At 73.0% G+C, this 20,262-nt stretch carries 18 protein-coding genes; 3 read left to right on the plus strand and 15 right to left on the minus strand.

The features are described 5' to 3' along the window. Positions 1-12 precede the first annotated feature (12 nt). The 14 genes from hypD to ACIRQF_RS03380 form a co-directional block, all read right to left on the minus strand. Positions 13-1,242, minus strand: a complete 1,230-nt coding sequence (gene hypD, locus ACIRQF_RS03315) for a hydrogenase formation protein HypD (RefSeq protein WP_404088390.1) — start codon at positions 1,240-1,242, stop codon at positions 13-15. Beyond that, complete coding sequence (locus ACIRQF_RS03320; RefSeq protein WP_376628262.1) at positions 1,239-1,559, minus strand: HypC/HybG/HupF family hydrogenase formation chaperone; 321 nt, start codon at positions 1,557-1,559, stop codon at positions 1,239-1,241. The genes hypD and ACIRQF_RS03320 overlap by 4 nt, the downstream gene beginning before the upstream one ends. A 10-nt stretch (positions 1,560-1,569) precedes the next feature. Next, positions 1,570-3,915: a carbamoyltransferase HypF gene (gene hypF, locus ACIRQF_RS03325; RefSeq protein ID WP_404088392.1), complete on the minus strand. Its 2,346-nt coding sequence runs from the start codon at positions 3,913-3,915 to the stop codon at positions 1,570-1,572. 56 nt (positions 3,916-3,971) lie between these two features. Further along, positions 3,972-4,667, minus strand: coding sequence for a hydrogenase nickel incorporation protein HypB (gene hypB, locus ACIRQF_RS03330; RefSeq protein WP_404088394.1), 696 nt, complete (start codon positions 4,665-4,667; stop codon positions 3,972-3,974). Further along, positions 4,655-5,065: a hydrogenase maturation nickel metallochaperone HypA gene (gene hypA / locus ACIRQF_RS03335; protein WP_404088396.1), complete on the minus strand. Its 411-nt coding sequence runs from the start codon at positions 5,063-5,065 to the stop codon at positions 4,655-4,657. Before hypA ends, hypB begins: the two co-directional genes overlap by 13 nt. A gap of 182 nt (positions 5,066-5,247) precedes the next feature. After that, the gene (locus tag ACIRQF_RS03340; protein WP_376628269.1) at positions 5,248-5,367 is read right to left on the minus strand and encodes a DUF6893 family small protein; all 120 of its coding nucleotides are present in this window, start codon (positions 5,365-5,367) and stop codon (positions 5,248-5,250) included. After that, on the minus strand, positions 5,364-5,909 hold the full coding sequence (locus tag ACIRQF_RS03345) for a hydrogenase maturation protease (protein WP_404088398.1): 546 nt from the start codon (positions 5,907-5,909) through the stop codon (positions 5,364-5,366). The genes ACIRQF_RS03340 and ACIRQF_RS03345 overlap by 4 nt, the downstream gene beginning before the upstream one ends. Further along, a complete protein-coding gene (locus ACIRQF_RS03350; protein ID WP_404088400.1) occupies positions 5,906-7,303 on the minus strand; it encodes a hypothetical protein in 1,398 nt (465 codons plus the stop codon). Before ACIRQF_RS03350 ends, ACIRQF_RS03345 begins: the two co-directional genes overlap by 4 nt. Next, the gene (locus ACIRQF_RS03355; RefSeq protein ID WP_382485537.1) at positions 7,300-7,938 is read right to left on the minus strand and encodes a DUF6084 family protein; all 639 of its coding nucleotides are present in this window, start codon (positions 7,936-7,938) and stop codon (positions 7,300-7,302) included. The genes ACIRQF_RS03350 and ACIRQF_RS03355 overlap by 4 nt, the downstream gene beginning before the upstream one ends. After that, a complete protein-coding gene (locus ACIRQF_RS03360; protein ID WP_404088403.1) occupies positions 7,935-8,591 on the minus strand; it encodes a DUF5947 family protein in 657 nt (218 codons plus the stop codon). The genes ACIRQF_RS03355 and ACIRQF_RS03360 overlap by 4 nt, the downstream gene beginning before the upstream one ends. Continuing rightward, positions 8,588-9,133, minus strand: coding sequence for a hypothetical protein (locus ACIRQF_RS03365; RefSeq protein WP_376628277.1), 546 nt, complete (start codon positions 9,131-9,133; stop codon positions 8,588-8,590). The genes ACIRQF_RS03360 and ACIRQF_RS03365 overlap by 4 nt, the downstream gene beginning before the upstream one ends. Beyond that, a complete protein-coding gene (locus ACIRQF_RS03370; RefSeq protein ID WP_376628279.1) occupies positions 9,130-10,914 on the minus strand; it encodes a nickel-dependent hydrogenase large subunit in 1,785 nt (594 codons plus the stop codon). Before ACIRQF_RS03370 ends, ACIRQF_RS03365 begins: the two co-directional genes overlap by 4 nt. Positions 10,915-10,994: 80 nt before the next feature. Next, positions 10,995-12,077, minus strand: coding sequence for a hydrogenase expression protein HypE (locus tag ACIRQF_RS03375; protein WP_376628280.1), 1,083 nt, complete (start codon positions 12,075-12,077; stop codon positions 10,995-10,997). 56 nt (positions 12,078-12,133) lie between these two features. Beyond that, positions 12,134-13,831, minus strand: a complete 1,698-nt coding sequence (locus ACIRQF_RS03380) for a hydrogenase maturation protein (protein ID WP_404088406.1) — start codon at positions 13,829-13,831, stop codon at positions 12,134-12,136. A gap of 449 nt (positions 13,832-14,280) precedes the next feature. Between ACIRQF_RS03380 and ACIRQF_RS03385 the strand changes: the two genes are divergently transcribed. From ACIRQF_RS03385 to ACIRQF_RS03395, 3 genes are all read left to right on the plus strand, one after another. Further along, a complete protein-coding gene (locus ACIRQF_RS03385; RefSeq protein WP_404088408.1) occupies positions 14,281-15,786 on the plus strand; it encodes a cryptochrome/photolyase family protein in 1,506 nt (501 codons plus the stop codon). A gap of 188 nt (positions 15,787-15,974) precedes the next feature. Next, positions 15,975-17,252, plus strand: coding sequence for an NAD(P)/FAD-dependent oxidoreductase (locus tag ACIRQF_RS03390; protein WP_404088410.1), 1,278 nt, complete (start codon positions 15,975-15,977; stop codon positions 17,250-17,252). A gap of 9 nt (positions 17,253-17,261) precedes the next feature. Further along, positions 17,262-18,371 (plus strand): MerR family transcriptional regulator, encoded by a 1,110-nt coding sequence (locus tag ACIRQF_RS03395; protein ID WP_404088412.1) that lies wholly within the window; start codon positions 17,262-17,264, stop codon positions 18,369-18,371. A 214-nt stretch (positions 18,372-18,585) separates the two neighbouring features. Here ACIRQF_RS03395 and ACIRQF_RS03400 read toward each other — a convergent pair whose 3' ends face one another. Beyond that, a complete protein-coding gene (locus ACIRQF_RS03400; RefSeq protein WP_404088414.1) occupies positions 18,586-20,223 on the minus strand; it encodes an FG-GAP-like repeat-containing protein in 1,638 nt (545 codons plus the stop codon). Positions 20,224-20,262 lie beyond the last annotated feature (39 nt).

The raw sequence follows: 20,262 nt of genomic DNA on the forward strand, positions 1-20,262 counted from the left end.
CTCGTGGTCGTGTCAGACAACGGAACTTCCTTCCAGGGGCGGGAGGTTCGGGGAGGAGACGGTCGACGGCACGGCGTCGGGGGTCGGCGCGTCCGGCGAGGCGGGGCCCGGGGTCGGCACGCTCCGGGCCTGGCCGCGGCGTCCCGGGGAGGCGAGGTCGAGCCGCCGGTAGAGGTAGTAGGCGGCGCAGGCCCCCTCGCTCGACACCATCGTGGCGCCCAGGGGGGAGCGCGGGGTGCAGAGGGTGCCGAACGCCTCGCACTCGTGGGGCTTGAGAAGTCCCTGGAGGACCTCCCCGCTGCGGCACTCGGCCGGTTCGCGCGTGTCGATCCCCTCGACGGAGAACCGGATCTCGGCGTCGTAGTCGCGATACCGCTCCGACAGCCGCCAGCCGCTGTCGGGGATGACACCGATGCCGCGCCACGCCCGGTCGGTGACCTCGAAGACGTCGTCGAGCATGGCCCTTGCCGCCGGGTTTCCGCCGTCCTGTACGGCACGGGGATAGGCGTTGTCGACGGTGTGCTCGCCCCGCTCCAGCTGGAGCACGGTCCTCCGGACGCCTTCGAGGATGTCCAGTGGCTCGAAGCCCGTGACCACGATGGGCACCCGGTACCGCGCGGCGAGTTCGGGGTACTCCGCGGTGCCCATGACGCTGCAGACGTGGCCCGCGGCGAGGAAGCCCTGGACCCGGCAGTCCGGGGACCGCATGATCGCGTCGATCGCGGGTGGGACCCGGACATGGGAGACCAGGAGGCTGAAGTTGCGGATGCCGAGCCTGCGCGCCTGATGGACCGTCATGGCGTTGGGCGGGGCGGTGGTCTCGAAGCCGATCCCGAAGAACACCACCTCGCGCCCGGGGTTCTGCTCGGCGATGCGCAGCGCGTCGAGCGGCGAGTAGACCACCCGGACGTCGCCGCCCTGGCCGCGCACCTGGAACAGGTCCCGGCCGGTGCCGGGAACCCTCAGCATGTCGCCGAAGGAGCAGAAGATCACGCCGGGGCGCGAGGCGATCTCCAGGGCCTTGTCGATGACCTCCAGCGGGGTCACGCACACCGGGCAGCCGGGACCGTGGATCAGCTCCACCTGCTCCGGCAGGAGTTGGTCGATGCCGTGCCGGATGATGCTGTGGGTCTGGCCTCCGCAGACCTCCATCAGCGCCCAGGGCCGGGTCACCGTGGCATGGATCTCGTCGAGCAGCCGCCGGGCCAGCTCGGGGTCCTGGAACTCGTCGATGTACTTCACCGGTGCACCTCTCCGGCGACGCCGTCGGGCGCCTGCCGCTCGCCTTCCGCCGTTCCGGCGGCCGTCTCCCACGGGTCGCCGAACTCCTCCTGGAGCATGCCGAGCGTCTCGAACAGCTCCAGCGTCCTCCGGGCCGACTCCTCGTCCAGCCGTTGCAGGGCGAAGCCGACGTGGACGATCGCGTACTCGCCGACCTTCAGGTCCGGCAGGTACTCCAGGCAGACCTCCTTGACCACGCCGCCGAAGTCGACGGTGGCCATCCGGGTGCCGTCCCGGTCCTCGACGTCCAGCACCCTTCCAGGGACCGCCAAGCACATGTGCGTCTCCTCACTGTCGCTGTCGTGGTCGTGCGCCGGCGTCCTGGTCGGCGGTGACCCGTCCGGCCACGACGAGCTGGCCGAGGGCCAGTCCTCCGTCGTTGGGCGGGACCAGGCGGTGGCGCAGGACGGTGAAGCCGTCCTGGGTCAGGAGGCGGGCGCAGGCCGACGCGAGCACCGTGTTGGCGAACACCCCCCCGGTCAGGGCGACCGTCTCCACGCCCAGTTCGCCGCGGGCCGCGCCGCAGACGGTGTGCACCAGGCGGGCCACGGCGTCATGGAAGCGGGCCGCGACGAGGGCCGCCGGAACCCCGCCGCGCACGTCGTCGGCGGCCGCGGCCAGCAGGGGGGACGGGTCGGCGGTGAGCGGACCGCCGGGCCCGGGCGCGAGCAGCCGGAAGGTGTAGCGCGCGTCCTCCCGCACCGCCGGTCGGCGCAGGGCCGCGGCCTCCAGGGCGACGGCCGCCTGCGCCTCGTGGCCGGCGAGGTGGCAGATCCCCGCGAGGGAGGCGACGGCGTCGAAGAGGCGGCCCATGCTGGAGGTCGGCACGCAGTTCAGGCCACGGGCCAACTGCTGCTGGAGAAGGCGCAGTTCTTCGGGGGGGCAGGCACTCACGCACGGCAGGGCGGGGTCGGCCGGGAGGCCTGCGGCGTAGAGGTGGGCCAGGGCCATGCGGTACGGCCGGCGGACGGTCGCGTCCCCGCCGGGCAGCGGGACGTAGGCGAGGTGCGCGTACCGGGAGAACCCCGCGTAGTCCGCGAGCAGGAACTCCCCTCCCCACACGGCGCCGTCGAGGCCGTAGCCCGTGCCGTCGAAGGCGACCCCGAGGACGGGGCTGCCGCCGTCGAGGCCGTTCTCGGCCATGGCGGCGGCGACGTGCGCGTGGTGGTGCTGTACGGGGACGACCGGACGTCCCGCCGCGTGCCGGGCGGCCCAGCGCGTGGACCGGTATCCGGGGTGGCGGTCGGCCGCCAGAAGGCCGGGGGTGACGCCCGTGACGGACTCCAGCTGCCGCTCGGCGGAGGTGAGGGCCAGCTGCGTCGCCAGGGAGTCCATGTCGCCGATGTGCGCGGACAGCCAGGCCTTGCGGCCCTGGCCGAGGCAGAAGGTGTTCTTCAGGTCCCCGCCGACCGCGAGCGTGGGGACCACCTCGACCGGCAGCGTCAGCGGCAGCGGGGCGTAGCCGCGGGAGCGGCGGAGGACGAGCTCCTGGCCGTCGCTGACGCGTACGACGGAGTCGTCACAGGGGACGTGGACGGGCCGGTCGTGCAGCAGCCAGGCGTCCGCCAGGCCGGCGAGCCGGGTCAGGGCGTCCGCGTCGTCGGTGACGATCGGTTCGCCGGAGAGGTTCCCGCTGGTCATGACCAGGAGGCGGGGCCCGTGCGGGTCGCCGTCGAGTCCGAGGAGCAGGTGGTGCACCGGGGTGTACGGGAGCATGACGCCGAGGTCCGGACTGCCGGGGGCCACCCCGGGCGCCGGGGCGGTGACGCCGGGGCGCGGCGGGGTGTCACGGCGTCGCAGGAGGACGACGGGCCGGACGCGACCGGTGAGGAGTGCCCGCTCCGCGGGGCCGAGGCGCACCAGCGGCTCGACGTCCGCGAGGTCCGCGGCCATCACGGCGAAGGGCTTGTCCCCGCGTGCCTTGCGCCGGCGCAGTTCGGCCACGGCCGCGGGGTTCGTGGCGTCGCAGGCGAGGTGGTATCCGCCCAGGCCCTTGACCGCGAGGATCGCGCCGTCCGCGAGCAACCGCCGGGCGGCGGCCACCGGATCGGTGCCCGGGTCCGCCGGGGCCGGCCGGCCCGGTGCGGCGACCAGTCGCAGTCGGGGGCCGCACTCGGGGCAGGCGACGGGCTGCGCGTGGAAGCGCCGGTCCGCCGGGTCCTCGTACTCCCGCGCGCAGTCGGGGCACAGGGGGAAGCCGGCCATGGTGGTGTGGGCGCGGTCGTAGGGCAGGCCGGTGACGATGGTGAAGCGGGGCCCGCAATGGGTGCACGTGACGAAGGGGTGGCGGTGTCTCCGGTCGGCAGGGTCGGCGAGTTCCCGGAGGCAGTCGTCGCAGGTGGCCGTGTCCGGGGGGACGAGGGTCCGGACCTCGCCGTCCTGGCGGGAGGGGACGATGCTGAACCCGCTGCCGCCGCTCGTGGCGACTCCGGTCGTCTCGACGGATTCCACCCGGGCCAGGGGCGGCGCCTCGGGGGCGATGCGGGCGCAGAAGGCCGCGACGTCGCCGGCGTCCCCTTCGACCTCGGCCACGACGCCGTCGGGGGTGTTGGTGACGTGGCCGGACAGGCGCAGGCCGGTGGCGAGGGCGTAGACGAAGGGCCGGAAGCCCACGCCCTGGACGACTCCGCGCACGACGACGCGGGTGCGCCGGACGGGCCTGGGGGGTGCTGTTCCCGGGCGTACCGCGGTCACGCGCCGGCCTGGGCCATCACGGGGGTGTGGAGGGCGGCGCCCTCGGCCGCGGCCTGCGCCCGGTCGAGCAGCGTCCCGGCGCCGCGGCCGTCGCGCGCGGAGGTGAGGAGGACCTCGACGCCCGGGTTGACCTGCTCCACGTTGCGGCGGAAGGCCGCCTCGTCGAACTCCGCGGCCGCGGCCAGGTCGGTCTTCGTGACGAGCACCAGCTGGGCGAGGCCGAAGGCGGTGGGGTACTTCAGGGGCTTGTCCTCGCCCTCGGTGACCGAGGCGAGGACGACCCGGAGGGATTCGCCGAGGTCGTAGCCGGCCGGACAGACGAGGTTGCCGACGTTCTCCACGAACAGCAGGCGGGTCTCCTCGGGCAGCCAGTCGTGCAGATGCCGGGCGACCATGTCGGCCTCCAGGTGGCACAGCCCGTCGGTGTGCACCTGCTTGACGGGGACGCCCGCCCGGGCCAGGCGTTCGGCGTCGTTCTCGGTGGCGAGGTCGGCGGTGAGCGCGGCCGTGCTGACGCCGCGTTCGGTGGAAAGACGCAGGGTGCGCTCCAGCAGGGCGGTCTTCCCGCTGCCGGGGCTGGACATCAGGTTGATCACCGTCGTGCCACGGGCGGTCAGTTCGGCGCGCAGGATGCCCGCGGCGGCCTCGTTCCTTGCGAGGACCGCCCGCTGGAGGTCGACTACTCGGCACATGTGGGGCTCTTCTCGGTGAGGGGTTCGCTGCGTGGTGCGCCGCTCGCGGCGGGATCGGTCCAGTGGACCTCGCGGATCCGCAGTTCGCGGCCGGAGACGAGTTCGACGGACGCTCCCCCGCAGTCGGGGCAGAGCAGGTGCGGTGGCATGCCTACCTCCCAGACCCGGGAACAGGGCGCGCAGCGTGCGGTGCCGGGGACCGTGTGCGTGATCAGTTCGGCGCCCTCGGCGACCGTGCCGGCGCAGGCGAGTTCGAAGCAGAACCGGAGCGAGTCGGCGACGATGCCGGCCAGCTCGCCCACCTCCAGGCGGATGCTTCGGACGCCCTCGGCCCCGCGGGACCGCGCGGCCGTCTCGACCTGGTCGACGACGGCCAGGGCGACGGACATCTCGTGCATCGCTCTCCGTCCCTCGCTGGGTGTCTCCGGGCCGCCATTACAAGTCAGGTGCTCTGGCGGGCCCGCCCGGCTCGCCGGGCGGGCGCCGGGGTGTCGTCCGTTCGGTGGAGTCGGACCGCTGTCCGGGGCCCCCGCGGCGGGGGCCCCGGACAGCGGAGCCTGTGGTGCGTCGGGCGGACGGGTCACATCCTGCTGATGCGCAGGTAGCGCTGGATGTCGGGCAGGACCCCCTTGAGGAGGGTCGCGGCGGCGAGGGCGGCGGTGACGGCGACGAAGGTGGTGGCGATGACGTTCTTGCTCATGCTGCTGCTCTCCGTGTCGGGCTTCGGACGGCGGCTTCCCGGCCGACCAGTTCGGTCACCATGCGGACCGCCTCGGGCAGGGCGGCGGCGACCTGGGGGCTGAGTTCCATTCCTTCGTCGAGGCAGGCGGGTTCGCAGCCCACGACGAGGATCCTGCGGGGCGGCGCGGCGCCCGTGCCCGCGCACAGGGTGTCCAGCAGGGCGAGGACGGCGTCGGGTGTCATCCGGTGGCCGTCGAGCGGCACGGCCCCGGGGTCGGCGGCACGGTCGTCCGGCGTGGTGGCGTCGATCAGGTAGAGCGTCCCGGGTGTGCCGCCGCGCGCCGTGGCGTCGACGAGGACGAGGGTGTCCCAGCCGTCGAGGAGCCGGTAGGCGAGGTCGACGCCGCGGATCCCGACGTCGGCCACCTCGACGTGGGGCGGCAGTTGCCCCTGGGCGAGCAGCCGCGCGGTCTCGACGCCGAAGCCGTCGTCGCCGAGGAAGACGTTGCCGACGCCCGCCACGAGGGTGCGCGGGCCGGCCGGGGGCTCGGGGTCGTTCACACGTCCTCCAGGGCGCGGACCTCGTCGGGCTGGAAGTAGAGGAACCGGCCCTGTTCGCGCCGGATGTCGGCGCCCGGGTCGTCCTCCAGGGTCACCGCGATGTGCACCCCGCCGTCGACGTCGTGCAGCACGGCTTCGACGAGGGCGTTGCGGCCGTCGAGGAACAGGTCCTGGGCGTCGGAGCGGCGCAGCCGCGGGCACAGGAGCACCCTGCTGCCCGCGCGCACGGCCCGTCCGTCGACGAGGACGTGGTCCCGTGCCGGGTCGACGGACGGGTCGCCCGCCGGGTCCCACCAGGGGGCGTCCGGTACGAGGAGGTCGGCGCCGGAGGGCTCCCGCGGTCCCGTGACCTCGCGCAGGCTGCGTACGGCTCCGTGCAGACGCTCCAGCACCTCCTGCGGCATGGTGTCCGCCAGGTCGATGACGGCCGCGGCACGGGCGTCGGTCCCGCGGGCCTCCCGCTTCTCCTCGTCGGTGAGGGCCGCGGTGCGCAGGGCGAGGATCTCGTCGATCTCCGTGGCGTCGTAGAGGGCGCCCGGGCTCTCGGGGGCGATGGCCGGGTGGTCGTCGAGGATGATCGGCGAGGAGAGCACGAGATCGGCGCGTCCGGGTTCGCCGGCCAGCACGGGCCAGGTGTGCCGGTTGTCGCAGGCGGCCACGGCGCTCCTGGCCCATTCCGGCGGGTCGGTCATCGACAGGAAGGACCCGGCGTCGAGGCGGAGCAGGGTGTGCGTGGCGACCAGGGAGTGCGCCAGCGCCGCGTGCCGGTCGGCGTCCGGTCCGGCGTTCCAGCAGCTGTCGTTCTCGACCGTGACGGACAGGCGCCGGACGCGGTACGGGCCGTCGAGTTCGGCGGCGGAGATCCGGAGGACGCCGCTGATCGCCTCGCGGCGGCGTACCAGGCGGCCGCGGACGCGCCCCTCGGCGTCGGTGACGTCCTCGGTCTCCTCGGCGGCGGGACGGGTGAAGGGCTCGGTGACGCCCTCGCCGTCCAGTGCGCCGACGGGAACGGTGAGGGTGACGCGCTCCTCGACGCCCTCGTCCCACGCCGGCAGGACCCGGTCCGCCAGGCGCAGTTCGGGGACCGGGGCGTGGCTGCCGTCGGCGCGGAGCTCCTCCACGGTCCGCCGCTGGACGTGCAGGAAGCGCACCTCCAGGGCGAGTTCGGCGCCGGGCCTGGGCTCCATCAGACAGGCGGTGTGCTGCTGCGAGTGCTCCCCGGCGGCGCTCCAGGAAGGGGGTACGAGGACCCCGAACTGCCAGCGGAACCGGTTCTTCGCGGCGGACGCCCGGTACGGGTAGAGCACGTAGCCCTCGAAGAGGACGGCGTCGGCGACCTGCCGGGCGACGGCGAGCCGCGCCTCGGTGTCGGAGGTGAAGACGGCGGTGGTCATCGGGTCCTCTCCCCCGCCCCGTCGAGCAGCGACTCGACGGTGGCCTGCCAGGACGGAAGGGCCCGGCGGGACCGGTAGGCGAGGAGGGCGTCCATCGCGTCGTTCGGGAGCCGGATCCAGCCGCAGCCGGGGAAGTGCTGGTCGATCATCTCGCGCCAGACCTTGACGGGCATGCGGTGGACGACCTCCTTGTCCCAGGGCACGGGCTCGACGTGGAAGCCTCCGGCGCCCGTGAAGGCGGTGCCGGAGAACAGCAGGAGCAGCGGCACCTCGCCGTCGGAGAGCGACCGGAAGTAGCGGCTCGCGGCGATGTCGGTGTCGTAGGTGCAGGGCACGACGAGGTCGGTGTCGATCTCTCCGGTGAACCCGGGGACCATCACGGAGACCTGGGCGAACTGCACCGGGTTGAGGCTGCTGCCCCAGCGGGAGCGTTCGCCGAACAGGTCGCCCAGGGCTTCGGCCTCGGCGTCGTCGTACCCGCGCCGGGCGGGCTCGATGCGGATCTGGCAGCGGAGCGCCAGGGCGTGCACCCGGGTGCCCGGTGTCGCGGTGATGCGCAGCCGGAAGACCAGCGTCGGTCCGGCCGCGTAGGTGTCGGCGCGGACGTCGGTGCAGGCGAAGGAGAACTCGGTCACGTCCGGCTCCCCTGCGCCTCGCGCGCCGCTCCGCGGACGCGGGCGAAGACGGCGTCGAGGTCGGCGCGTGCCTCCGCTCCTCCGTCGAAGCCCTGCCAGTGCAGTCGCATGCGGCCCACCAGTTCGTAGCAGATGTCGATCGGCACCAGGAAGCACTCCGTGCGCCCCTGGTGGCGGCGCATCAGCAGGGCCTCCACGTCGGGTTCGAGGAGGTCGGCGAGCCGGGTGGCGTCCCGCACGGACTCCCAGGCGAGGTCCTCCGGTTCGCTCTCGGTGGCGCCCGCGGGGCTGGGGTAGAGCGCCACCGCCCTGCCGAACGCGGAGTTGTGGAAGAGGAAGGCGACCGAGACCGGGATCCGCAGCGACTCCCACACCGCGTCGTCGACACGGTGCGCCGGATCGGCGAGGACGCGGTCCGGCACGGCGCGGAACCGGCCCCGTGTGGCGGCCGAGTGGTCCATGAGCTGGGCGCAGGGGCCGCAGGCGCAGGCCAGGGCCCGCCGGTCGACGTCGGCCAGGTGGCGGTGGCCCGCGCCGGCGAGCCGGGCCCCGCACAGTTCGCACCGCTCTTCGCGGGGCGGGCGCGGGGCGGTGAAGCGCCGCAGGCCGGGGGGGCCCGTGCGGGCCCCCGTACGGGTCGGGAGTCCGGTCATGCGGGGCCGCCCTGGCTCGCGTGCGTCGGGCGGGCCCCGATCTGGAGCAGTGCGGGCTCGCGCGGGCCGTCCGGTTCCAGTTCGACGCCGGTCACTTCGGGGGCGAAGCAGGCGAGGGCGTCGAGCGCCGCCTGCCGGGTGGCCTCCCGGGTGCTCCCGCATCCGCAGCCGGAGGAGGAGGCGACGCCCAGCGTCAGCACGCCGCTCGCCGCGTCGAAGCCGGCGTTCCGCACGGTCTGCGGCAGGCCGGACAGGGCGCGGTCGATGCGGCTGGGCAGGTCCTCCGGATGCAGTCCGTGCAGGTTGAGCAGGCTCGCGACGAGGGCGTCCGCGAGCAGGGCGGCCAGCGGTTCGGCGGGGGGCCCGGCCGGGGACCGTCCGAGGAGTTCGACGACGCGGGTGAGCCCGCTGCCGTAGAACTCCATGAGGACCCGTACGAGGTCCTCGGCCGCCGCGACGGCTTCGGCGTCCCCGGTGTCCGCCAGCCGGTCGAGGACCTCCTCGACCCGACGGCCCGCCTGCTCGGCGGTCACGGCGCTCATCCGCCCAGTCCGCTCAGGCCGGTGGGCACGTGCATCGCCTTCACCGTGCGGCCGTTGCCGGTGTACATGTGCACACCGCACGGCAGGCACGGGTCGAAGCTGCGGACGGCGCGCATGATGTCGATGCCCTTGAAGTTCTCGGGCGTGTTCTCCTCGAAGATCGGGGTGTTCTGCACCGCGTCCTCGTAGGGGCCGGGGGTGCCGTAGGTGTCCCGGGTGGAGGCGTTCCACGGCGTGGGCGGATACGGGTGGTAGTTGGCGATCTTGCCGTCCCGGATCACCATGTGGTGGGAGAGGACGCCCCGGACGGCCTCGGTGAAGCCGACGCCGATGGACTCGTCGGGCACCTCGAACTTCTCCCAGGTCTGGGTGCGTCCGGCGCGGACCTCCTCCAGGGCCTTCTCGGCGCTGTGCAGGGCGACGGCCGCCGCGTACGCCTGGAAGTAGGTCCGGGCGCGGTTGCGCTCCAGGGCGTTGCTCCACTGCGGGATCTTCCACTCGAAGGTGGTCTCCGGCTTGGTCAGCGTCCGGGGCAGGTTGATGACGACGCTGTGCCCGGTGGCCTTGACGTAGCCGATGTCGACCAGGCCGGACAGGGCGGTCGACCACAGGCGCGCGATGGGGCCGCCGCCGGTGTCGAGTGCCAGGTGGTCCTTGCCGTCGAACCAGCGCGGGGACATCACCCAGCTGTACTTGTCGTCGAAGTCGCGCTTCTGCGGGGCCGGGATGGTGTGCTGGTTCCACGGGTGCCGGGGGTCGACGGGGTTGCCCAGCGGGTCGTGCGTGACGAACTGTTCCTGTCCCTGCCAGTCCTCGTAGTAGGAGCTGCCGAGCAGGATGCGGATGCCGAGGTTGATCCGGGTGAGGTCGTTGGTCACGAGCTTGCCGTCGACGACGACACCCGGGGTGACGAACATCCGCCGGCCCCAGTCGGTCATGTTGGCGTACGTGAAGTCGCAGTGCTCGGGGTCGTTGAGGGCCCCCCAGCAGCCGAGCAGCACGCGGCGGCGGCCGACCTCCTCGTAGCCGGGCAGCGCTTCGTAGAAGAAGTCGAAGAGGTCGTCGTGGAGCGGGACGACCCGCTTCATGAACTCCACGTAGCGCATCAGCCGGCTGAGGTAGTCGGTGAAGAGCTGTACCGACGCGATGGTGCCGACGCCGCCGGGGTAGAGCGTGGAGGGGTGGACGTGACGCCCCTCCATCAGGCAGAACATCTCCCGGGTGTAGCGGCTGACCTGCAGCGCCTCGCGGTAGAACTCGCCTTCGAGGGGGTTGAGGGAGCGCATGATGTCGGCGATCGTGCGGTAGCCGTGCTCCGCGGCGTGCGGGGCCTCGGTGCGCTCGGCGAGCTCCAGGACCCCGGGGTTGGTCTCGCGGACCATCTTCTCGCAGTAGTCGACCCCGACCAGGTTCTCCTGGAAGATGTTGTGGTCGAACATGTACTCCGCGGCCTCGCCGAGATTGATGATCCACTCGCCGAGGTGCGGGGGCTTCACGCCGTACGCCATGTTCTGCGCGTACACGGAACACGTGGCGTGGTTGTCGCCGCAGATGCCACAGATGCGGCTGGTGATGAAGTGCGCGTCGCGCGGGTCCTTGCCGCGCATGAAGACGCTGTAGCCGCGGAAGACGGAGGAGGTGCTGTAGCACTCGGCGACGCGCCGCTGCTTGAAATCGATCTTGGTGTGGATGCCGAGACTGCCCACGATCCGCGTGATGGGGTCCCAGGCCATCTCCACCAGGCCGCTGCCGTCGCCCTTCGTCTTCGCCTGAGATGCCATGGTCTGTTCGGTGCCCTTCGTCGGTTCTTCGACTTCACGAACGGTGGTCGGTTGAGGGGTCTGCGGGCCGGCCGGCCCGGTCACCACGGCGGCCGGTATCCGGTGGTGATCCGGTCGCCGGTGTGCCGCCACTTCGGCTCCTTGTCCACGGTCTTCGCCGTGATGTCCCGCAGCCGGCGGATGACGGAGCCGTAGATGCCGCTGGCGGTGCGGGAGACCTTGGCGCCGGGCGGCTCGTCCATGAACGGCATGAACTTGTCCGGGAAGCCGGGCATCGTGCAGGCGATGCAGATGCCACCGACGTTCGGGCATCCGCCGATGCCGTTCATCCAGCCGCGCTTGGGGACGTTGCACTTCACGACCGGCCCCCAACAGCCCAGCTTGACCAGGCACTTGGGCGAGTCGTAGGTGGTGGCGAACTGTCCCTGCTCGTAGTAGCCGGCGCGGTCGCAGCCCTCGTGCACCGTCGCGCCGAAGAGCCAGGTCGGGCGGAGCTTGTCGTCCAGCGGGATCATCGGCGCGGAGCCGGCCGCCTGGTAGAGCAGGTACGTCAGGGTCTCCGCGAAGTTGTCCGGCTGGATGGGGCATCCGGGCACGCACACGATGGGGATGCCGGCGCCGGACTTCCAGTCCCACCCGAGGTAGTCCGGGACGCCCATCGCACCGGTGGGGTTGCCCGCCATGGCGTGGATGCCGCCGTACGTGGCGCAGGTGCCGATCGCGACCACCGCGAGCGCCTTGGGGGCCAGCCGGTCGATCCATTCGCTGGTGGTGATGGGCTGGCCGGTCTCCGGGTTGTCGCCGAAGCCGCACCAGTACCCCTCCGGCTTGATGTCCTCGTTCGGGATCGAACCCTCGACGACCAGCACGAACGGGTCGATCTCGCCCCGCTCCCCCTTGAAGAACCACTCGATGAACGTGTCGGCGCCACCCACCGGACCGCACTCGAAGTCGATCAGCGGCCAGTGGACCGCGATCTTCGGCAGTCCGGGCAGCCCCGCCAGCGCGATCTCCTCGATGCTGGGCTGCATCGCGGCGGTCAGGGCCACCGAGTCGCCGTCGCAGCTCAGTCCCGCGTTGATCCAGAGGATGTGGATCGGCTTCTCGTCGGTGCCGGGAGCGGCGCCCCGATCCTCGACCGGGGCCTGCGTGGTGTCGTTCATGGGTCGCCTCCTGCGGAGGAATGGGGCGGCGGCCTTCTTCGGGCCCCGCGTACGAGTCAACGGTCGGCCGGACCGGCCGGGCCCGCACCCCGAAAGTCGGGGGATCCCGCGATCTGACCCTCCTTGCGGACGAAGGCCCTGCGCAGGCCGTGGAAGGGCGCGGCGGGATCGTCGAAGATCGCCCGCATCCGGCTGAGCTCCTGCTCCCGGTGGGCCGCGAGGGGCGTCCGCGCCTCCCTGACCTCGTGTTCCGCCTTCTTCGCCGCCACGCGGGAGGCGACGCCGGGGTGCGTGGCCAGTCGGGCGGCCAAGCGGGTGATCTCGGCGGAGAAAGCGCCCGGCGCGCAGTCGACGACCCGCTCGACGAGTCCCATGCTCCGGGCGGCGTCGGCCGAGACGGGCCGGGCACCCTGCGTGAGGCGCTCCGCGAGGACCGGGCCCACCTTGCGGGGCAGGGTGTGCGTCCAGTACTCCGACCCGTACAGGCCCATGCGCCGGTAGTGGGGGTTGAGGACGGAGCCCTGGCGGCACCACACCTCGTCCGCGGCCAGCGCCAGCATGACCCCGCCCGCGGCCGCGTTGCCGCCGATGGCGCTGACCACGAGCCGGTCGGTCGTGGTCAGGACCGCCTCGACCAGGTCGTTCATGGCGTTGATGTTGTCCCACGCCTCGGCGGCCGGGTCGGCGGCGGCCTCGATCACGTTGAGGTGGATGCCGTTGGAGAAGAAGTCGCGCTGCCCACCGAGGACGACGACGGAGGTGGGGCGCCCGCAGGCCGCCCGGTAGGCCCTCAGCAGGCGACGGCAGTGGTCGGTGCTCATCGCACCCCCGGGAAAGGCGAAGGACAGCACCCCCACCGGGCCGTGCTCCCGGTAGCGGATGTCGGACCAGGTCCGGCCGGACGCCGGTGCGTCGGCGGGCACGGGCGGCTCGGGGAGCTCCGGCAGCCGGCCCGCGAGGGCGAGGGTGGCGGGCAGTTTGCACGCGCGCTGCTCGCCCCGGGCGGTGCGGGCGCGCAGTTCCGGGATCCAGACGGCGCCGTCCGCCGTGGCGCGGCAGACCGCGCCCGCCCGGGTGGCCAGCAGCTCGCCGGGGCGGCCGCGCAGAGCGTCCTCCGGGTGGCCCCCGTGCAGGAACCACTCGGCCCCGAGCAGCTCGTCCAGGACGCCGGGCTGGGAGTCGGCGGCGCGCAGGCCGCGCAGGACCGTCTCGGTGTCCTCGTCCCACGAGATCCGGCGCTGCTCCTGGCGGACGGCCGGCCGCGCGCGCACCGGCCCCGTCTGCGGGGACGGGGCGGCTCCGGCGGCGATCCGCTCGACGGCGAGGTGCACGGCGGTCATGGCGGCGTCGGACAGCTCGTTGCGGTAGAGGTCGCTCTTGGCCACCGCCGGGACCTCGAAGGCGACGGTCGCCCAGACGTCGCCCGCGTCCATCTCCTCGTCCGCCTGCAGGACGGTGACGCCCCATTCGGTGGCGCCGTCGTGGATCGCCCAGTCCAGGGAGGACGGCCCACGATCGCCCACCGGACCCGGGTGGACGATCAGGCAGTGGCGGGTCGACCAGACGTCCCGGGGCACGACCGCCTTCAGAAGGGGCGCGAGGACCAGGTCAGGCGCGTGCCGCGCGACGGCGTCCCGGATCGCCACCCCGTCGGGCGTGACCTCCACGGAGACGGCGTGCCCGCGGTCCTGGAGCTCGGCCCGGGCCCGCTGGGTCAGACTGTTGTAGCTGCTGGCGATGAGCAGGATGCGCATGGCAGCCCTTCCGGGTCGTCGTGGAAGCCTCGCGCCGGGGCCGCGGATCGGTGCGCGGCCCCAGCGATCGTCGGGCAACCCGGACGGGAAGGACGGCGACGCTTCCCGGGGCCTCACCCGATAGAGACCCGTTTCCCACCACTTGGCGGCAGCCGATGCCGGGCGGGGGTCCAGGCCCCTTGGGCCTTCGGGGGACCGGGGCGCGGAGGCGTTCCCCCGCCCCCTGGCCTTCGGGAGACCGGGGCGCGGAGGCGTCCCCCCGCCCCCTGGGCCTTCGGGAGACCAGGGCGCGGAGGCGTCCCCACGCCCCGGCGCCCGGGTGCCCGCCGGTGCACTCGGCGGGACGGTGCCCGGAATCCACGGGCGACCGCATCCGCGGCCCGCCCGCCGGCCGAAAGAGGAGAGGGGTGCGACAGGGCACCCGCAGGAACGGAGCGATCAGGACCGGTATGACGGCTACGCACTGGCTCTTCGGCGACCAACTCGGCCCCGCCTTCCTCGCGGCGGGGGCCGGCGGTCCCTCCCGGGACGCCCCCGTGGTGATGATCGAGTCCCGTGCCGTCTTCCGCCGGCGACGGTTCCACCGAGCGAAGGCCCACCTGATCCTGTCGGCGATGCGGCACCGCGCCGCCGAACTCGGCGACCGCGTGCGCTACGTGCGCGCCGAGACGTACCGGGAAGGGCTGCGACAGGCCGTCGGTGACGGGCGGGTGACGGTGCACCACCCCACGTCGCGGGCGGCGCTGCGGCTCGTGCGGTCGCTGGACAACGTCACCGTTCTCCCGCCGCGCGGCTTCCTGGTGCGGCACGAGGACTTCGCCGCCTGGACGGACGGGCGGAGCGCACTCCGGATGGAGACCTTCTACCGGCGCGTCCGCAGTGACCACGACCTCCTGATGGAGGGCGGACGACCCGCGGGCGGCACCTGGAACCTGGACCACGAGAACCGGGAGCCGCCGCCACCCGGGGCGCGGACGCTGGAGGCCCCCGCGCCGTACCGGCCCCGGGAGGACGCCGTCGACGAGGAGGTCCGCCGTGACCTCGACCGCTGGGAGCGGGAGGGGGACGTCTCCTTCGTCGGCCGGGACGGTCCGCGACTGTTCCCGGCGGACCGGCGTCAGGCCCTCGCCGCGCTGGACCGGTTCCTGCGCCACCGGCTCGCCGAATTCGGCGCGTACGAGGACGCGATGCTCGCCGAGGACGACACCCTGAGCCACAGTCTGCTGTCCTCGTCCCTGAACCTCGGCCTGCTCGACCCGGCCGAGTGCGTGGAGGGCGCCGAGGCCGCCTGGCGGGCCGGCCGGGCACCGCTGAACTCGGTCGAGGGCTTCGTCCGGCAGATCGCCGGCTGGCGCGAGTACGTATGGCAGCTCTACTGGCACTTCGGCGAGGGCTACCGGACGTCCAACGCGCTCGGCCACACCGCCGCCCTGCCCGGCTGGTGGGACGACCTCGACGCGGACGCCGTGTCGTCCCACTGCCTGGCGACGGTGCTGCGCCAGGTCCGGGACACGGGGTGGACCCACCACATCCCGCGGCTGATGGTGCTGGGGAGCTACGCGCTCCAACGCGGCTGGGACCCGGCCGCCGTGACCGACTGGTTCCACCGCAGCTTCGTCGACGGATACGACTGGGTGATGCTGCCCAACGTCGTGGGCATGTCGCAGTACGCCGACGGCGGCCGCGGCCGGATGACCACCAAGCCGTACACCTCGGGCGGCGCCTACATCGATCGCATGAGCGATCTCTGCGGGCCCTGCCCCTACCGCCCGGACCGGCGGGTGGGCGAGGACGCCTGCCCGTTCACGGCGGGCTACTGGGCCTTCCTGCACCGCCACCGCGGGACGCTGCGGCACAACGCCCGGATCTCCCGGGCGGTGCACGGCCTCGACCGTCTGCGGGACCTGCCGGCCCTGCTGGAGCAGGAACGGGAACGGGGCGGGCAGGCTCCGTGAGGTGGCCACCGGTTCGGTACGCCCGCTGCACCGTCCCCGGGCCGGGCCCCACAGCCCCGGGGCTCCCCGGGCGGCGTCCGGCCCGTGGGTGCCTGGCGCTCGGCCCGTACGAGGGAACACGGGAACACGGGAACCCGGGAAGTCGGGGAACACGGGGAACCCAGGGCAAGGCGAGGAAAGGTGACGGCATGCGGAGCACGGACGGCGGACGGTACGACGTGGTGGTCGTCGGAGCGGGGGCCGCCGGGCTCGCCTGCGCAGGCGACCTGGTGGCGGCGGGCCTGCGGGTCCTGCTGCTGGAAGCGGACGGGACGGTCGGCGGAAGGATGCGCACCGACCGCGTGGCGGGCTTCACCGTGGACCGCGGCTTCCAGGTCTTCAACACCTCGTATCCGCAGGTGAAACGCCGCATCGACCTGAAGGCGCTGCGGCTGCGGCCCTTCACGCCCGGAGTGCTCGTGCACACCGAGGACGGTCCGCTCCGGTTCACCGACCCCTCCCGGCGGCTCCGGGAGAGCCGCGACCTGCTGCCGGGACGGCTCGCGTCCGGACGTGACCTGCTCGCGCTCTCCGCGCTGACGGCACGGGACGTGCTGGCGCCGGCGTCCGTGCTGCGGCGCGGCCGGGACGGGACCACGCTCACGGCCCTGGCCGAGGCGGGCGTGTCGCCGCAGCTGGTGGAGACGTTCTTCCGGCCCTTCCTCTCCGGGGTCTTCCTGGAGGACGAGCTGGAGACCTCCGCCCGCTTCTTCCACCTGGTGTGGCGGAGCATGCTGCGCGGCACCCTCTGTCTCCCGGCCGACGGGATCGGGGCCGTTCCCGCCCAGCTCGCCGCCCGGCTGCCCGCGGACGTGCTGCGGACCGGCAACCCGGTCACGGCCCTGACGGGGAACGGCGTGGCCCTGGCCGGCGGCCACGAGGTGGAGTCCCGCGCGGTGGTCGTCGCCACCGGGCAGCGCGTCGCGGCCGGGCTGCTGCCGGGGCTCCGTGTCCCGGACGGCCGGACGGTCACCACGCTCTACCACGCGACGGCCCGGCCCCCGCTGACGGAGCCCGTGCTCGTCGTCGACTCCCACCGCCGGTTCCTCAACACCTGTGTCCTCACCGCCGTCCAGCCCCGCTTCTCGGCCGACGGGCGCGCGCTGGTGTCCACGTCGGTGCTCGGCTCCCCCGGCCCGGCCACGGCGGACGCGGTCGTGCGGGCCCTGGGCGAGGTGTACGGGACGGACACGGGCGACTGGGAGCTCGTCCACCGCGTCACGGTGCGCGACGCCCTCCCGGCGATGCCCGGTCCCGTCCCGCTGTCGCGGAGCACGCGGTTCGCGCCCGGCCGGTACGTGTGCGGCGACCACCGGGCCACCGGGTCGCTGCAGGGGGCGCTGGCGTCCGGGGCACGCGCGGCCAGGGAGGTCCTCGACGACCTGCGGAACGGCCGCCCGGACATGCGCATCGTTTCCGCATCGTAAGGTGGAGGAATGGCCACGACGACGCACGGGATCACGACGGGCGCGGTGGCGCGGCGTCTGGGAGTCTCGCCGACCACGGTGCGCTCCTGGGACCAGCGCTACGGCATCGGCCCGGCCGTGCGCGGGGACGGACGGCACCGCAGATGGAGCCCGGCGGACGTGGCGATGCTCGAGGAGATGTGCCGCCTCACGTCGTCCGGCGTCCCGCCCGCCGAGGCGGCCCGGGCCGCCCAGCGGGTACGGGCCGGCGCCGGGTCCGAGACCACCGGGGAGCCCACCGCCCGGCCGGTCGCCCCGGCCCTGTCCGCCTTGCCCGCCGCGCCGGTCGAGCCGGTCGAGCAGGTGGAGCGGGTAGAGCGGGTGGAGCAGGTGCCGGTGGAGCCGCTTCCGCTGCCCGCCGACCGGTCGCCGCGGAGCGGGCGCCGCACGGGACCCGCGAGCGGCCTGCCCCTGGGTGACGTACGGCAGGAGTGCCGAGGACTGGCCCGCGCCGCGGTGCGACTCGACGGTCCGTCCATGGACAGGATCCTGCAGGAGGTCCTGGCCCAGCACGGGCTGGTCACCGCGTGGGAGGAGGTGATGGCCCCGACCCTGCACGCGGTGGGCCGCAAGTGGGAGTCCTCCGACGACCGTTACGTCGAGGTCGAGCACCTGCTCTCCTGGCACGTCTCCACCGCGCTCCGGCGGGCCGTCGTCGCCGCCCCCTCGGCGGTCTCCCCGGCGGCGCCGGTCGTGCTGGCCTGTGTCCCGGCGGAGCAGCACACGCTGCCGCTGGAGGCGCTCGCGGCGGGGCTGGCCGAACAGGGCCTGCCGACCCGGATGTTCGGTGCGGCGGTTCCGGCCGAGGCCCTGGACGCGGCGGTGCGGAGGCTGGGTCCGGCAGCCGTGGCCCTCTGGTCGCAGGCGCGGTCCACCGCGAACCACGCCCTGGCCCGGCACGTCGCCGGCACGGCGTTCGGGGTGAGGGGAGCGCGCACCGCCCCGCTCGTCCTGCTCGCCGGTCCCGGCTGGCTCGGCGGGCGGCCCGGCCCGGGCATGGTCCGGCCCACCGGGCTGCGCGAGGCCATCGACGTCATCGCACGCCGCTACGAGAACCGGGCGGCGCCCGCCGGAGGCTGAGGGGTGCCTCGTCGACCAGGCCGGACCGCGAGCCCGGCGTGACCGGCAGGAAAGCCCTGGGAGTTGTCGTCACACGCCACGCTCACATCAGCAGCGATGCGAGGGTGACGGCTTGGTAGCACGCGTACGCAGCCCCGGCCCCGGCGTCTGTCTCGACGCCGGGGCCGGGGGCTCTGGTGCGGGGGCGTGGCGGATGCATGCCCGTCCGGGGGAGTCAGCCTGCGAAGTCCTGCGTGATGTAGACGGTGCCGTCAGCGGCTTGGTCTATGCCGACTCCGACCAGCTTGTAGTTGACGGTGGGCGGGGGGTTGTAGCGCGCGATGTCACCGTTGGAGTACGGGTTCTTCGGGTCACCGGGGTCGCAGCCCACGATGTTGTACTTGTGGCCCCACTTGGACGCCTCGTCGTGGTTCATCCAGTCGTCCATCGCTTTCTCGAAGGTGTCTCCCTTGCCCCAGTGGACGTTCTCGCCCTGGGCTCGGGCAGCCGATGCGCCCAGGTCCCTGTGGATGCGCCCTGTAGTCGCACCACCGTTCGAGTCCCAGGCAAGCGAGCCGTCACTGCCCACGTGGCCGCGATTCGCGGTGCCCGCGGCCGTGAGGTTCGGGTTGCCGGCCAGGTCCTTGCTGTGGGCGCGCGCGGTTTCCGTGAGTTTCGGATCGGCCTTCAGCGGGGCGCACCCGTACTTCTGACGCTCACTGTTGATCAGGTCGAGGAACCGCTGCTCCTTCGAGGCCGCCGGCGGATTGGGGGCGCCGTTGGCCCAGGATGCGGCGAGGTCACTCTTCCCGTCACCGTTGAAATCCCCGGCGGCCCACTTGGTCGAATCCATCCAGCCACCCGCGTTCGTGGCCCAGTGACTGCGATTGAAGGCCGAGCCGGTCGACAGGCTCACCGTTATCGTGTTCGAACCGCCGTTGTTCCAGACGGTGGCAAGGTCGGCCTTCCTGTCACCATTGAAATCCCCGGCAACCCACTGGGTTCCGTCAATCCAGCCACCATCCCGGTCGCTCCACTGCGACCACCCCGGGAACCGAGAGCCGTCAGACAGATAGACCGCCGTGGACAGGTTGCCGCCGTTGTTCCAGGATGCGGCGAGGTCACTCTTCCCATCACCGTTGAAATCCCCGGCGGCCCACTTGGTCGAATCCATCCAGCCACCCGCGTTCGTGGCCCAGTGACTGCGATTGAAGCCCGAACCGGTCGACAGGCTCACCGTTATCGTGTTCGAACCGCCGTTGTTCCACACCGTGGCAAGGTCGGCCTTCCTGTCACCGTTAAAATCCCCGGCAACCCACTGGGTTCCGTCAATCCAGCCACCATCCCGGTCGCTCCACTGCGACCACCCCGGGAACCGAGAGCCGTCAGACAGATAGACCGCCGTGGACAGGTTGCCACCGTTGTTCCAGGACGCGGCGAGGTCACTCTTCCCATCACCGTTGAAATCCCCGGCGGCCCACTTGGTCGAATCCATCCAGCCACCCGCGTTCGTGGCCCAGTGACTGCGATTGAAGCCCGAACCGGTCGACAAGCTCACCGTTATCGTGTTCGAACCGCCGTTGTTCCACACCGTGGCAAGGTCGGCCTTCCTGTCACCGTTAAAATCCCCGGCAACCCACTGGGTTCCGTCAATCCAGCCACCGTCCCGGTCGCTCCACTGCGACCACCCCGGGAACCGAGAGCCGTCAGACAGATAGACCGCCGTGGACAGGTTGGCGTCTGAAGCGGCGGCCAGCGTACGGCCTGAAACGGGGGCCAGGGAGACTGCCGATAGCACGAGCACGGCCGTGCCCCATGTTCGAAGCTGCAGCATAATCTCACCTTCCGCAGTAATGCGCGCGATCTGGGCCATCTGGTACTAGCCGGAAGGGCCGACGTGCTCGCGGAGCTG

The sequence above is a fragment of the Streptomyces sp. NPDC101191 genome (assembly GCF_044767915.1).
Classification (GTDB): Bacteria; Actinomycetota; Actinomycetes; order Streptomycetales; family Streptomycetaceae; genus Streptomyces.

Excerpts from the sequence above, each read along its gene's own strand:
- ACIRQF_RS03320 (WP_376628262.1), bottom strand. The coding sequence starts at position 1,559 with ATGTGCTTGGCGGTCCCTGGAAGGGTGCTGGACGTCGAGGACCGGGAC.
- hypB (WP_404088394.1), bottom strand. The coding sequence starts at position 4,667 with ATGTGCCGAGTAGTCGACCTCCAGCGGGCGGTCCTCGCAAGGAACGAG.
- hypA (WP_404088396.1), bottom strand. The coding sequence starts at position 5,065 with ATGCACGAGATGTCCGTCGCCCTGGCCGTCGTCGACCAGGTCGAGACG.
- ACIRQF_RS03340 (WP_376628269.1), bottom strand. The coding sequence starts at position 5,367 with ATGAGCAAGAACGTCATCGCCACCACCTTCGTCGCCGTCACCGCCGCC.
- ACIRQF_RS03350 (WP_404088400.1), bottom strand. The coding sequence starts at position 7,303 with ATGACCACCGCCGTCTTCACCTCCGACACCGAGGCGCGGCTCGCCGTC.
- ACIRQF_RS03360 (WP_404088403.1), bottom strand. The coding sequence starts at position 8,591 with ATGACCGGACTCCCGACCCGTACGGGGGCCCGCACGGGCCCCCCCGGC.
- ACIRQF_RS03365 (WP_376628277.1), bottom strand. The coding sequence starts at position 9,133 with ATGAGCGCCGTGACCGCCGAGCAGGCGGGCCGTCGGGTCGAGGAGGTC.
- ACIRQF_RS03370 (WP_376628279.1), bottom strand. The coding sequence starts at position 10,914 with ATGGCATCTCAGGCGAAGACGAAGGGCGACGGCAGCGGCCTGGTGGAG.
- ACIRQF_RS03375 (WP_376628280.1), bottom strand. The coding sequence starts at position 12,077 with ATGAACGACACCACGCAGGCCCCGGTCGAGGATCGGGGCGCCGCTCCC.
- ACIRQF_RS03380 (WP_404088406.1), bottom strand. The coding sequence starts at position 13,831 with ATGCGCATCCTGCTCATCGCCAGCAGCTACAACAGTCTGACCCAGCGG.
- ACIRQF_RS03385 (WP_404088408.1), top strand. The coding sequence starts at position 14,281 with ATGACGGCTACGCACTGGCTCTTCGGCGACCAACTCGGCCCCGCCTTC.
- ACIRQF_RS03390 (WP_404088410.1), top strand. The coding sequence starts at position 15,975 with ATGCGGAGCACGGACGGCGGACGGTACGACGTGGTGGTCGTCGGAGCG.
- ACIRQF_RS03395 (WP_404088412.1), top strand. The coding sequence starts at position 17,262 with ATGGCCACGACGACGCACGGGATCACGACGGGCGCGGTGGCGCGGCGT.
- ACIRQF_RS03400 (WP_404088414.1), bottom strand. The coding sequence starts at position 20,223 with ATGGCCCAGATCGCGCGCATTACTGCGGAAGGTGAGATTATGCTGCAG.